This is a genomic window from Falsirhodobacter halotolerans, from assembly GCF_022899245.1.
Classification (GTDB): Bacteria; Pseudomonadota; Alphaproteobacteria; order Rhodobacterales; family Rhodobacteraceae; genus Falsirhodobacter; species Falsirhodobacter halotolerans.
In genome coordinates this window covers 2,155,814-2,167,871 of sequence record NZ_JALJAZ010000001.1, presented here as the reverse complement: position 1 = coordinate 2,167,871, position 12,058 = coordinate 2,155,814, and the positions used below count along the sequence as shown (strand labels likewise).

General features: G+C 66.7%; 12 protein-coding genes and 1 tRNA gene. 6 read left to right on the top strand and 7 right to left on the bottom strand.

The window, feature by feature from the left end; genetic code table 11:
- Nucleotides 1-4 precede the first annotated feature (4 nt).
- On the bottom strand, nucleotides 5-1,240 hold the full coding sequence (locus MU449_RS11300; RefSeq protein ID WP_244738193.1) for an NRAMP family divalent metal transporter: 1,236 nt from the start codon (nucleotides 1,238-1,240) through the stop codon (nucleotides 5-7).
- 117 nt (nucleotides 1,241-1,357) lie between these two features.
- Nucleotides 1,358-2,263 carry a DMT family transporter gene (locus tag MU449_RS11295; RefSeq protein WP_244738191.1) on the bottom strand — a complete coding sequence of 302 codons (906 nt, stop codon included), beginning with the start codon at nucleotides 2,261-2,263 and terminating at the stop codon, nucleotides 1,358-1,360.
- Nucleotides 2,264-2,386: 123 nt separating this feature from the next.
- On the opposite strand from MU449_RS11295, the gene MU449_RS11290 reads away from it, so the two are divergent.
- The 5 genes from MU449_RS11290 (at nucleotide 2,387) to MU449_RS11270 (ending at nucleotide 6,524) form a co-directional block, all read left to right on the top strand.
- Complete coding sequence (locus MU449_RS11290; RefSeq protein ID WP_244738189.1) at nucleotides 2,387-3,046, top strand: GntR family transcriptional regulator; 660 nt, start codon at nucleotides 2,387-2,389, stop codon at nucleotides 3,044-3,046.
- Nucleotides 3,047-3,129: 83 nt separating this feature from the next.
- Complete coding sequence (locus tag MU449_RS11285) at nucleotides 3,130-4,011, top strand: metal ABC transporter substrate-binding protein (protein ID WP_425310411.1); 882 nt, start codon at nucleotides 3,130-3,132, stop codon at nucleotides 4,009-4,011.
- Nucleotides 4,004-4,852 (top strand): manganese/iron ABC transporter ATP-binding protein, encoded by an 849-nt coding sequence (locus MU449_RS11280; protein ID WP_244738187.1) that lies wholly within the window; start codon nucleotides 4,004-4,006, stop codon nucleotides 4,850-4,852. Before MU449_RS11285 ends, MU449_RS11280 begins: the two co-directional genes overlap by 8 nt.
- Nucleotides 4,849-5,697, top strand: a complete 849-nt coding sequence (locus MU449_RS11275) for a metal ABC transporter permease (protein ID WP_244738186.1) — start codon at nucleotides 4,849-4,851, stop codon at nucleotides 5,695-5,697. The genes MU449_RS11280 and MU449_RS11275 overlap by 4 nt, the downstream gene beginning before the upstream one ends.
- Nucleotides 5,694-6,524, top strand: a complete 831-nt coding sequence (locus tag MU449_RS11270; RefSeq protein WP_244738185.1) for a metal ABC transporter permease — start codon at nucleotides 5,694-5,696, stop codon at nucleotides 6,522-6,524. Before MU449_RS11275 ends, MU449_RS11270 begins: the two co-directional genes overlap by 4 nt.
- Here the strand turns inward: MU449_RS11270 and MU449_RS11265 are convergent.
- On the bottom strand, nucleotides 6,491-7,156 hold the full coding sequence (locus MU449_RS11265) for an epoxyqueuosine reductase QueH (protein ID WP_244738184.1): 666 nt from the start codon (nucleotides 7,154-7,156) through the stop codon (nucleotides 6,491-6,493). The two genes, MU449_RS11270 and MU449_RS11265, sit on opposite strands and share 34 nt — an antisense overlap.
- Nucleotides 7,157-7,202: 46 nt before the next feature.
- Here MU449_RS11265 and MU449_RS11260 point away from each other — a divergent pair, with 46 nt between their 5' ends.
- On the top strand, nucleotides 7,203-8,951 hold the full coding sequence (locus tag MU449_RS11260; protein ID WP_244738183.1) for a glycosyltransferase 61 family protein: 1,749 nt from the start codon (nucleotides 7,203-7,205) through the stop codon (nucleotides 8,949-8,951).
- Nucleotides 8,952-8,963: 12 nt separating this feature from the next.
- Here MU449_RS11260 and MU449_RS11255 read toward each other — a convergent pair whose 3' ends face one another.
- From MU449_RS11255 to nudC, 4 genes are all read right to left on the bottom strand, one after another.
- Entirely contained in the window at nucleotides 8,964-10,115 is a 1,152-nt protein-coding gene (locus MU449_RS11255) for a Hint domain-containing protein (RefSeq protein WP_244738181.1), read from the bottom strand.
- 295 nt (nucleotides 10,116-10,410) lie between these two features.
- A tRNA-Met gene (locus MU449_RS11250) sits at nucleotides 10,411-10,487 on the bottom strand.
- A 61-nt stretch (nucleotides 10,488-10,548) separates the two neighbouring features.
- Nucleotides 10,549-11,025 (bottom strand): SRPBCC family protein, encoded by a 477-nt coding sequence (locus tag MU449_RS11245; protein WP_244738180.1) that lies wholly within the window; start codon nucleotides 11,023-11,025, stop codon nucleotides 10,549-10,551.
- A 37-nt stretch (nucleotides 11,026-11,062) separates the two neighbouring features.
- Entirely contained in the window at nucleotides 11,063-11,905 is an 843-nt protein-coding gene (nudC, locus tag MU449_RS11240; RefSeq protein WP_244738179.1) for an NAD(+) diphosphatase, read from the bottom strand.
- Nucleotides 11,906-12,058: the final 153 nt, after the last annotated feature.

The following is a 12,058-nucleotide window of genomic DNA, read 5'->3' as shown; positions in this document are numbered from 1 at the left end:
CTTCTTACAGACCGATGAAGGCGAAGATCGCGCCCACGGATTTGTAGCCCATATACCAGGTCAGCGCGCAGATGACGGCGCTGGCCACCAGCAGCGGGCGGTTGTAGCGGTGCCCCCCCAGAAGGTCCGACCGCGCGAACCCCACATAGGTGAAGATCGTGAGGCCGATGGGCAGGATCAACCCGTTGAACCCGCCGACAAAGACCAGAATGGCCGCCGGGGGCGTCGTCATCGCGACATAGATCGCCAGCGAGATCGCGATGAACAGCACCGTGGCGATGTCGCGCGACCGTTGGGTCATGGGCGCGAAGACCGGCATGAAGCTGACCGAGGTATAGGCCGCGCCGATGGTCGAGGTCAGCGCCGCCGCCCAGAAGACGATGCCGAAGACGCGCAGGCCGACGCTGCCCGCCGCCTCGAAGAAGGCCTGCGCGGCGGGGTTCGCGGCCCGGCCCGACAGGTCCAGCGTGACGCCGCTGGTGACCACGCCCAGAATGGCCAGAAACAGGATGAAGCGCATGACGCCCGTGATCGCGATGCCCGTCAGCGCCGCGCGCGTGACCGAGGCGAGGTTGTGCGGCCCCGTCAGCCCCTTGTCCAGCAGGCGGTGCGCCCCGGAATAGGTGATGTAGCCGCCGACCGTGCCGCCGACGATGGTGGTGATCGCGGCGAAGTTGATCGTGTCGGGCAGGATGGTCTGGCGCAGCGCCTCGCCCACCGGCGGGTTGGAGACCAGCGCCACGAACAGCGTCATCGCAATCATGACAAGGCCCAGAACGATGATGATCCGGTCCAGCAGCACCTCGGCGCGTTTCGACAGGAAAATCCCGATCGCCACCACGGCCGAGGCTGCGCCGCCGATCTTGGGGTCCAGCCCGATCATCGCGTTCAGGCCCAGACCCGCGCCTGCGATGTTGCCCACGTTGAATGCCAGCCCGCCGATGATCACAAGGATCGCCAGCAGATATCCCGCGCCCGGAATGGCCGCGTTGGCGGTCTCGGATGCGGGCCGCCCGGTCAGGGCGGTGATGCGCCAGATGTTCAGCTGCACCACGAAGTCAATGACGATGGACGCCAGGATCGCAAAGGCGAAGGCCGCCCCCAATTGGGCGGTGAAGGTGGCGGTCTGGGTGATGAACCCCGGCCCGATGGCGGAGGTCGCCATCAGAAAGATCGCCGCCAGAAACGACCCGCGCAGGGTCGCCTTGGCGGCGGAAGGTGGTGTGGTTTCGGTCGTCATGCGCTCTCTCCCCAAGAAAGGCCGTGGTTTTGCGCCAAGACAGGCGGCTGTGCCGCCGGACGCAATCCTGCCTCCGCATCCCTGGGGTCGATTGTTGAACAATTAATGCATCAACGTCTAGTCATTTGTCGGAATGCGCGAAAAATGTGCGATCCGTGAAGGGTCAGCCCTGCCCCGCCGGCGGCGTTCCCGTGCCAGGGTGTAAAGCCCCGACGCGATGACCAGCGTGGCGCCGAAGATGACGGCCGGGGCCGGAACCTCGCCAAAGACGATCAGCGCCAGCACCAGAACGAACACCAGCCGGGCATAGCGGAAGGGCGTCACCACCGACACCTCGCCCACCCGGGTCGCGGCCACGATCAGGGCATATCCGGCGGTTCCCGCCACCAACGCCCCCAGCAGCACCAGCGCCGAGGGACGATCAAGCGGAGCTGTGCCCTGCACCGCCATCATCGCCGCCCCCAGAAGCAGCATCATCGTCATGGCGGAAAACCCGATGGCGCTGCTGCCGATGCGGCGCGGCACGCCGCGCGTCGCCAGATCGCGCAGGGTCAGCCCGGCCACGGCGGCCACGGCCAGCAGGGAGTGCACCTCGAACTCCCGCCCCGGCTGCACGACGAACAGGATGCCGACGAACCCCACGCCGATCGCGGTCCAGCGCCGCCAGCCCACCTGTTCGCCCAGAAACAGCGCGGCGCAGCAGGTGATGGCCAAGGGCTGCGCCTGAAGGATGGCCGACACGGTGGACAGGGGCAAAAGCGCCAGCGCGGTGACATAGAAGCCGGAGGCCACCATCTCGCCCAGATTGCGCCAGCCGACGGCCCCGGTCCAGACGCCGCGCGCGAACAACGGCTCGCCCCGCATCCTTGCGACCGCGCCGAAGCAGATCGCCCCGAACAGGCCCCCGGCCGCCAGAATCTGGCCGATGGGCATCGTTTCGGCCGACAGTTTCAGGAACATGTCCTCCACCGCGAACAGCGCCATGGCGGCGACCATCAGGGCGATGCCGCGCATATTGTCCATCGTGAAAGCTCCGGGATTGTGCGGGGGTGCCATATCACCGCCGCAAACCCCGCCGCAATCGCCAAAGCCGTGGCCATCCGCGCCCCCCGTGATATAGGCAGTCAAGCCAATGTCAGGACCCCCATGCCCGCACGCCCCGTCACCGCCGGACTTGTCGAACACACCGCCGTGTCCCTGCGCGAAGCCATCGCGGGGGGCGCGCTGGCCCCCGGGCAGCGCCTGTCCGAGGCGAAACTGGCGGGGGAGCTGGACATTTCCCGCAACACGCTGCGCGAGGTGTTCCGGCTGCTGACGCAGGAAGGGCTGCTGCGGCACGAACCCAATCGCGGCGTGGCGGTGGCGGTGCCGTCGATGGCGGCCATCCTCGACATCTATCGCGTGCGCCGCCTGATCGAGGTGCCGTCGCTGGCGCAGGCCTGGCCCCGCCATGCCGCCGTGGCCCGGATGGGCGTGGCGGTGGAGCGGGCCCATGCCGCGGCGCAGGATCGGGACTGGCGGCGGGTGGGCAGCGCCAACATGGAGTTCCACGCGGCCATCGTGGCCTTGGCCGACAGTCCGCGCCTGACGGGTTTTTTCACCCGCATCGCGGCGGAAATGCGGCTGGCCTTCGGCCTTCTGGGCAGCCCCGAGGATCTGCACGCCCCCTATGTCGATCTGAACCGCGAGATTCTGGCGCGGCTGGTGGCCGAGGATCAGCCCGAGGCCGCGCGGATGCTGGAGGCCTATCTGACGATGTCCGAACGCAAGGTGATGTCGGCCTTCGCTAGGCTGGAAAGCGACTGACCATTCTTGAGAATCGTTCTCACCTGGCTTGACGTTTTGCGAATCGTTCGCATTATGAACGACAAGCAGAGGGGATTGGACGGATGAAAGCGACGTGTCTTGCCGGAATGATGACCTTGATGGCCGGCGGCGCGGCGCAGGCGGAGATCAAGGTGGCGACCACCTTCACCGTCATTGCCGACATGGCCCGCAACGTGGCGGGCGACGCGGCCCAGGTCGTCTCGATTACCCGGCCGGGGGCGGAGATCCACGGATATGACCCGACCCCGCAGGACATTCTGGCGGCGCAGGACGCCGACCTGATCCTGTGGAACGGCCTGAATCTGGAGCTTTGGTTCGAACAGTTCCTGCGCAATGCGGGGGATGTGCCGTCCGCGACGCTCAGCGACGGGATCACCCCGATCCCGATCGCGTCGGGCGATTACGAGGGGCGTCCGAACCCCCATGCCTGGATGAGTCTGGATAACGCGATGATCTATGTCGACAACATCCGCGCGGCGCTGAGCGCGCAGGACCCCGAAAACGCCGGCGTCTATGCCGAGAATGCGGGCCACTACAAGGCGGAGCTGGCGCGGGAGATCGGGGCGCTGCGCGACGTTCTGCGCGCCGTCCCCGAGGATCGCCGCTGGCTTGTCACCTGCGAGGGGGCGTTCAGCTATCTTGCCCGCGATTTCGGTCTGAACGAGGTGTATCTGTGGCCGATCAACGCCGAACAGACCGGCACGCCGCGTCAGGTGCGGCAGGTGATCGACACGGTGCGCGAACATCACATTCCGGCGGTGTTCTGCGAAAGCACGGTCAGTCAGGCCCCCGCCGAACAGGTGGCCCGCAACACCGACGCCGAATATGGCGGGATGCTCTATGTGGATTCGCTGTCGGGGCCGGACGGGCCGGTGCCGACCTATCTCGATCTGCTGCGGGTCACATCGGAAACCATCGTGCAGGGGCTGACGCGTCATGAGTGACCCGACCCTTATCGGCGACGGGATCGTGGCGCGGGGCGTCACCGTCACCTATCGCAACGGCCATACCGCGCTGCGCGACGCCAGTTTCGCCATCCCGCGCGGCACGGTCACGGCGCTGGTGGGGGTGAACGGGGCGGGGAAATCCACGCTGTTCAAGGCGATCATGGGCTTCGTGCCCGCAGCGCAGGGTGACATCCGCCTTCTGGGAATGCCGGTGAGAGAGGCCCTGCGCCGCAACATCGTCGCCTATGTCCCCCAATCGGAGGAGGTTGATTGGGCCTTCCCCGTGCTGGTGGAAGATGTGGTGATGATGGGCCGCTATGGCCATATGGGGTTTTTGCGCCGCGCCTCGGCCGCCGATCATGCGGCGGTGGACGCCGCGCTGGCCCGCGTGGGGCTGACCGACCTGCGCCATCGTCAGATCGGAGAGCTGTCGGGCGGGCAGAAGAAACGCGTGTTCCTGGCCCGTGCGCTGGCGCAGGATGGGCAGGTGATCCTGCTGGACGAACCCTTCACCGGCGTAGACGTGAAGACCGAAGAGCAGATCGTCACCCTTCTGGGCGAATTGCGGGCCGAGGGGCGGGTGATGCTCGTCTCCACCCACAATCTTGGCTCTGTGCCGGATTTTTGCGACCGCGTGGTGCTGGTCAAGGGGACCGTGCTGGCGCATGGCCCGACCGAAACGACCTTCACCCGCGACAACCTTGAGGCGGCCTTCGGCGGCGTGCTGCGGCATTTCACCCTTCAGGGCGAGGCGCTGCACGACGATGACGATCCGCGCGAACTGACCGTCATCACCGATGACGAACGCCCCTTCGTGCATTACGGGCCGAAATCATGAGCGTTCTGTGGGAGCCGTTCACCTATCAATACATGACCAATGCCATGTGGGTGTCGGCCATGGTGGGCGCGGTCTGCGCCGCCCTGTCGGCCTATCTGATGCTGAAGGGGTGGTCGCTGATCGGGGACGCGCTGGGCCATTCGGTCGTGCCGGGGGTGGCGGGGGCGTATATGCTGGGCCTGCCCTTCGCGCTGGGGGCCTTTCTGGCGGGGGGGCTGGCGGCGGGGGCGATGCTGTTCCTGTCCGAACGTTCGGGACTGAAGGTGGATGTGATCATCGGGATCATCTTCACCTCGTTCTTCGGGCTGGGGCTGTTCATGGTGTCGGTCAGTCCGGTGGCCGTGGACGTGACCGCCATCACCATGGGCAACATCCTGATGGTGACGCCGGGCGACACGCTGCAACTGGCGATCATCGGCACCGTCTGTCTGGGCGTTCTGGCCGTCAAGTGGAAGGATCTGATGGTCGTGTTCTTCGATGAAAACCATGCGCGGTCCATCGGGTTGAACCCGTCGCGGCTGAAGGCGTTGTTCTTCGTGCTGCTGGCCGCCGCGATCGTGGCCGCGATGCAGACCGTCGGGGCGTTTCTGGTCATCGCCATGGTCGTGACGCCGGGGGCCACCGCCTATCTGCTGTGCGACCGGTTTCCGCGCCTGATCGTGCTGGCCATGGTGATCGGCACGGTCACGGGGTTCGTTGGGGCCTATGCCAGTTACTTCCTCGACGGGGCGACGGGGGCGATCATCGTCGTGCTGCAGGCGATCCTGTTCGCGCTGGCCTTCGCCTTCGCGCCCAAGCACGGGATGCTGGCCGCGCGGATGCGCGCGCGGGAGGGACGGGCATGAGCTGGCTTGACCCGTTCACCTTCCCGTTCCTGCAGAACGCCTTCCTGATCGGCGCGCTGGTCGCGGTGCCGACGGCGATCCTGTCGTGCTTTCTGGTCCTGAAGGGCTGGGCGCTGATGGGCGATGCCGTCAGCCATGCGGTGCTGCCGGGGGTGGTGATCTCGTGGCTGGCGGGGATCCCGCTGGTCATCGGGGCCTTTGGCGCGGGCATGGTCTGCGCGGTGGCCACGGGGTTCATCGCCGACAACAGCCGGGTGAAGCGCGACACGGTGATGGGGGTGATCTATGCCACGATGTTCGCCATCGGGGTGATCCTCTACACCACCTTTCCGTCCGATCAGCACCTGTCGCATATCCTGTTCGGCAACATGCTGGGCGTGGGGCCGGAGGATCTGTGGCTGACCGGCGGGATCGCCGTGATGGTCACGCTGGTCCTTTTGGTGAAATGGCGGGACTTTCTTCTGCACGCCTTCGATCCCGTGCAGGCGCAGGCGAGCGGGCTGCGAACCGGGTGGCTGCATTACGGCCTTCTGGCGATCCTGTCGCTGACCGTCGTGGCCACCCTGTCCTCGGTCGGGATGATCCTGGCCATCGCGCTTCTGATCACGCCGGGGGCCACGGCCTTTCTGCTGACGCGGCGGTTCGGGGCGATGATGGCGGTGTCGGTCGCGATCTGCCTGACCGCGATGTTGGGCGGCACGTATCTGAGCGTGTTTCTCGACAGCGCGCCCGCGCCGACCGTGGTCCTGATCCTGACGGCGATCTTCCTCGCCGCCTTCATCCGCCGGATGCGTCAGGTGTCGGGGTCGTCGGGGGTGTTGGAGTAATACATCTCGCCGATGCGGATCTTCTCGCGCCCGCGGCTGACACGGAAATCGTTGGTGTCGCGGAGCGAGTAGATGCAGCCGCAATATTCCTGCATGTAGAACTCCTCCCGCTTGGAGATTTCGATCATGCGGGAGGCGCCGCCGCCCTTGCGCCAGTTGAACTCCCAGTATTTCACGCCGTCGTAAGGGGCCGCCGCCCGCACGCCGCAGTCGTTGATCTGCGTCATGTTCTTCCAGCGCGAGATGCCGAGGCTGGAGGTGATGACGGGAAAGCCGTTCTCATAGGCATAGAGCGCCGTGCGTTCGAACCGCATGTCGAAGCACATGGTGCAGCGGATGCCGCGTTCCGGCTCCCACTCCATGCCCTTGGCGCGGGCGAACCAGTTGTCGGCGTCGTAATCGGCGTCGATGAAGGGGATGTTGTGCTTTTCGGCAAAGCGGATGTTCTCATCCTTGCGCAGCACGTATTCCTTCTTGGGATGGATGTTCGGGTTATAGAAGAAGATCGTGTAATCGATCCCCGACGCCGTCATCGCCTCCATCACCTCGCCCGAACAGGGCGCGCAGCAGGAATGAAGGAGGACCTTCGTCTCTCCGTCCGGGGGGGTGAGGGTGGGGCGATCATATGTCATGGCCGCCATTCTACCAAACAGTGCAAAAGGGGGGAAGGGGTGGGCATTGCCGGTTTACAAGACGGTGATCCGCGGCAAGACTTGGCGCGATCCGTTGATGGAGTTGCCGGTGATCCGACTGCACGATGCCCAGCCGCAGGATTTCTTCGTGCCCGGCCTCGATCCCGGCCTGTGGCTGACCGAGCCGGAGGATCTCGGCCCGCATCTGACGCGGCCCGTCGATGTGTCGGCCCTGATCTTGGGCCATGACGCGGAACAGCGCATCCGCACGGCCGAGGTGATGGCGGCCTATCGCACCCAGCGGCAATGGTCGGCGGGCGTGGTGTTTCCCACCGTTCTGGCGGTGGTCGAAGGGTTGAAGACCGACGGCCGCCGCATGACCGTGGGCGGCAAGTATCTGTTGAATTCGGAAGGCGGCTGGCGTCTGCGCAACGCCTATATGAAGGGGGAGGGGGGACGGGCGCGCGATGCGGCGCTGGTGGAGGATCTGGCGGCACGTTCGTTCGGCAATCACCGCCCCTTGCCCTATTGGCCGGGCGATGCGCGCGCCCTCAACCTGGTGATCGAGACGCGGAATTTCCACAATTTCTATCATTTTACCAAGGAGACGCTGCCGTTTTTAACGCTTGCAGATCGGTATGGCGTGACGGGGCGTATTCTGATCTGCGGCTCCTCCCGGAATGTCGGGGATTTCGTGCACCGGGAGATCGCGGCCTGGTTCCCGCATCTGGCCGATCGCATCCGGTTCGTCGGGGGGGCACAGGATTTCGGGACCGCGCTGATCGGGTTCAACACCAGCCATTTCTACTACCAGTGCCGCGACACGGTCATGCCGTCGCTTCCCGACATTGCGCCCGCCCCGATTCCGCGCCGCGCCACCCTTGCCGCGATGAGCGATCTGGCCGTCAACAGCCACGAGGCCCCCTTGGCCGACCTGCGCCACAGGGCGCTGGCGCAGCTGGCCCCGCGCGCCCCGCATCGACGCCTTTATGTCCGCCGCACCTCGGGCCGCAACCGCCCCCTGATCGGCGAGGAGGGTCTGATCGACCTGCTGCGCCCCGCAGGGTTCGAGGTGGTGGCCTTCGAGGATCACGGCACCGAACAGCAGGCCCGCATGGTGGCCGAGGCCGAGGCGTTGGTCAGCATCCATGGCGCGGGCATGACCAACATGCTGTTCGCGCCCGAAGGGTGTCTGGTGGTAGAGGTGTCGAACCTTCAGACCCTTCTGAAACGGTTTGGCGATTTCAACCCCTTGGCGCAGGTGGCGGGGGTCCGGTATCGCCACGTCTTTGCCGATCATGATTTTCCCGATCCCCATGTCGTGCCCGTCATCAGCGAGGATGGCCATCGGGGGGTGAACCTGTCGCCCGCGCAGGCGGAGATGCTTGCCGCGTATATCCGCGCGGCGCTGGACCCGGATCCGGCGCGCGCGGCGCTTGGGGCGGCGCGCGCCGCGAATGACGAGGGGGACATGGACCGCCTGGCGCAGATGCTGGAGGCGACCGGTCCCATGATCGCGCATGAGGCCGACACCCATGTCTGGCGCGCCAATGTGGCGGCCCATCGCGGGGACCGGACCGAGGTGCTGCGGCATCTGCGTCGCGCGCTGGTGCTGGCACCGGGACGCGCGCCGCTTCTGACCCGCACGCTGACCGTGGCGCATGATCTGGGCGATCGGGCGGCCAAGCAGGAGGCGGCGATGCTGTTTCTGAAGGCGAGCCCGCGCAAGGCGACCGCCCTGTTCGCCGAACGCGGCTGGACGTTCGAAATCCCGATGCCCGAGGGGACGGCCTGACGGCCCCGACCCTCAGGCGTATCGGCGATGGGCGCGGGGGGGATCGGGGGCCAGATGCGGGAACAGGCTCAGGATTTCCTGCCGCGCCGCCGCGCTGGCCGAATGGCGTGTCGTGCCCGGGGGATGCGCCCCGCTTTCGGCCGCGTGTGCGGGGACGATGTCGCATTCGTCACACAGCAGGTGGCAATAGGTCACCTCGGTCACCTCCGTCGCCAGACCAATTCCCGCCAGCCCGATCAGGTGTTTCGCCGCGATGCGGACGTCGCTGGCCGCGAACATGCGCCGGGCGATGTCCGGGGCGACCGTGACCCGGTACTGGGGCGAGACAAGGAGGTCCGCCGTGGGCATCCCGCGCCCCAGCGCCCCCGCACGGATGCGGACCGGGCGCAGGTTCGGCATGGCCTGCAACATCGGCGCCGTCACCTGGATTGTCCCCGCCCAGCGGATCGGCTGAAGACCGTGATCCATCGTGGCGATGCGGTCGCCCGCCGTCAGGGTTTCGGCGGCGGCCGGGCCCGTCGCGGTCTGGACCGGTGTCCCGGCCACAAAGCACAAAAGCGAGCCCTTGGGCGGGGTGAAGGTGCCCGCCGTGTCATGCATGACCGACACCGTCGCCGTGTCCCGCACCGTTTGGGCAAAGCGCTGCATGGCGTCGTTCAGGGTGTCGTTCAGGGGAATGACGGCCCCGATGTCGGTGGCAAGATCGCGCAGGGTCGTGCCGACATCCGCCAACGTCCTGCCTTCCGCGCGCAGATGGGCGGTGATGCCCATCCGCCCGCCGGAAATCCGCTGCCGCCCGGCCAGATACATCTGGCCGTCGAATCCCTCGACCACCTGACCCTGCACGGGCGGAATGGTCAGGCGCAGTTCGAACACCGGCGGGGCCTGGGGCAGCGGGATGCGCAAGGTGGGAATATCGGCGGGCGCAAAGGTCGCCGTTCCGCGAAAGGTTCCGGCCGGGCCCACCGGGTCGCCATTGCCGTCCGCAAATCCGATCGCATCCCCCGGCGTCATGCCGCGGTCATGGCCGGGATCCGCGTTATAGGAGGCGACCTCGATCTCGGCCCCGAAGGCCTGCCCCAGGCGGGCGGTCGCGGCGGTGGCCAACCGCCCGTTCGGACCCATGCGGAACATGGCGGCAGGAAGTGTCGTGACGACGGGCATCGTTCGGGCCTCTCTGCTGCGGATGGGTGCCAAGCGGCACCCGGCCTTGCAGCAAAAAGATGCGTTCCGCTGATTCGACGCAACCCAAAGTTTAATGACAGATGAATGACGGCCATTTTAAACCGGCCTCTGCCTGATTTTAAGGCGCGTTTATGGGCGCAATTGCCGTCATTCGGTCATGTATGTGATAGGCCGGAAAACCAAAAACGCCGCGCGGTCCCGGCAGGGTCCGACATCGGCGTTTTGGGAAATGGATGGCTGTCCTACCACGCAGCCCCCGAGTTGGGGGGTCTGATGGTAGCGGAGGAGGGATTTGAACCCCCGACCTAAGGATTATGATTCCTCCGCTCTAACCAGCTGAGCTACTCCGCCATCGGGGCGGACAACTAAGCGGAGGGGCGGCGGAGGTCAAGCGCCTTTTTCGCGTTTTTCGTCAGCCGGTCGCGCGGGGTGTCCGGGCGCGGAAATCCTGCGCGACGCGGTTGGCATAGGTGCGGATGCGCTGGTCCAGTTGCCCCTGGATATTGCCCCGCGCCAGCCGCAACGATTGCACCAGAAGCCGCGCCGTCAGATTCTGGGGGCGCAGGTCCACCGTGGCGGCCAGACGGGAGGCGTTGGCGGCCACCTCGATCAGATCCAGCACGATATCGACGTGCAACGAGGGATCGACGAGCGTGAGGTGAATGCGCCGATCCGGCTCCACCGACACCAGCGTGATCGTCATCGCCCGGTCCTTGCCGCGCAGACGGAACCGCGCATCCCAGGTCGTGCCGGGCCGGATGGGACCGGCGCTGCGCGACAGGGTGGTGTTGCGTTTGCGAACGGCGGTTTCCCAGCCCTCGAAATCCGTCATGTCGGCGAAGACGAAGCCGGGCGGGGCCGCGATGTCGGCATGGCTGGTGAATTTCATGCATGTCCCTTGATCTGTGTTGGGGACGACTGTGCGGTCAATCCAGCCGATCCGCAAGCCAGCGCAGGATCAGGTCGCGCGCGATGGTGCCTTCGCCCGGCATGGTGACCGTGTCGTCCGCCCCCGCCATCATGCGGGCGGCGGCGGTCCGGTCGGCCCAGAACGCGTCCTCCAGCTCCTCCGGGTCGACGGTGATCGCATCGCTGAGCGCGTCCGCCACGCAGCCCAGCATCAGCGAGGATGGGAACGGCCAGGGCTGGCTGTGCACGAAGCGCACGGCCCCGACGGCAACGCCGGTTTCCTCGGCCACCTCGCGCCGGACGGCGGCCTCCAGCGTCTCGCCAGGTTCGACGAAGCCCGCAAGGCAGGAATACATGCCGGGCCGCCAACCGGGCGACCGGCCCAAAAGCGCGCGGTCCCCCCGCCGGACCAGCATGATGACCACGGGATCGGTGCGGGGAAAATGGCGCGTTCCGCAGGCGGGGCAATCGCGGTGCCATCCGCCCGCCGCCATGACCGAAGGCACCCCGCAGGCCGAACAGAAGCCGTGCATCCGGTGCCAATGGGCCAGCGCCTTGGCCGTGGCCGCCGCCTCGGCCTCGGCAGGGGGCAGATGCCGCATGGCGGCGCGCAGTTCGGTGAACGCGGCCCCGGCGGGCAGGGCGGGGGGCGCGGGCAGATCCACCGCGTGCAGGCTTCGCCCGTCGATCTCGCCCAGATAAAGGCGGGCGGCGGTTTCCGGCATATCGGCCACGGGCAGGACCAGGAGGCGGTTGCCCACCACCGCGATCTGCCCCCCGTGCAGCGCCACCGCCCAGTCCGCCGGGGCCGTGGCCCGCCTGTGCGCCATGCGCGCCAGCCCGCCTGCTGCAAAGGCCATGTCGTCCTGCATCTGTCCGCCTCGTTCGGAAAAAGGGCCGCGCCCTGACGTCCCAGTCATTCCATCCGCGCAAGGCGGCGGCAAGGGGGCGGAGGGGAACTTGGCGGCCGGTGAAGATATCCCTTTATCTCCAACCCCATATTTGTCATGCCT

Excerpts from the sequence above, each read along its gene's own strand:
- MU449_RS11245 (WP_244738180.1), bottom strand. The coding sequence starts at position 11,025 with ATGAAATTCACCAGCCATGCCGACATCGCGGCCCCGCCCGGCTTCGTC.
- MU449_RS11300 (WP_244738193.1), bottom strand. The coding sequence starts at position 1,240 with ATGACGACCGAAACCACACCACCTTCCGCCGCCAAGGCGACCCTGCGC.
- MU449_RS11275 (WP_244738186.1), top strand. The coding sequence starts at position 4,849 with ATGAGCGTTCTGTGGGAGCCGTTCACCTATCAATACATGACCAATGCC.
- MU449_RS11270 (WP_244738185.1), top strand. The coding sequence starts at position 5,694 with ATGAGCTGGCTTGACCCGTTCACCTTCCCGTTCCTGCAGAACGCCTTC.
- MU449_RS11255 (WP_244738181.1), bottom strand. The coding sequence starts at position 10,115 with ATGCCCGTCGTCACGACACTTCCTGCCGCCATGTTCCGCATGGGTCCG.
- nudC (WP_244738179.1), bottom strand. The coding sequence starts at position 11,905 with ATGGCCTTTGCAGCAGGCGGGCTGGCGCGCATGGCGCACAGGCGGGCC.
- MU449_RS11285 (WP_425310411.1), top strand. The coding sequence starts at position 3,130 with ATGAAAGCGACGTGTCTTGCCGGAATGATGACCTTGATGGCCGGCGGC.
- MU449_RS11265 (WP_244738184.1), bottom strand. The coding sequence starts at position 7,156 with ATGACATATGATCGCCCCACCCTCACCCCCCCGGACGGAGAGACGAAG.
- MU449_RS11290 (WP_244738189.1), top strand. The coding sequence starts at position 2,387 with ATGCCCGCACGCCCCGTCACCGCCGGACTTGTCGAACACACCGCCGTG.
- MU449_RS11295 (WP_244738191.1), bottom strand. The coding sequence starts at position 2,263 with ATGGACAATATGCGCGGCATCGCCCTGATGGTCGCCGCCATGGCGCTG.
- MU449_RS11280 (WP_244738187.1), top strand. The coding sequence starts at position 4,004 with ATGAGTGACCCGACCCTTATCGGCGACGGGATCGTGGCGCGGGGCGTC.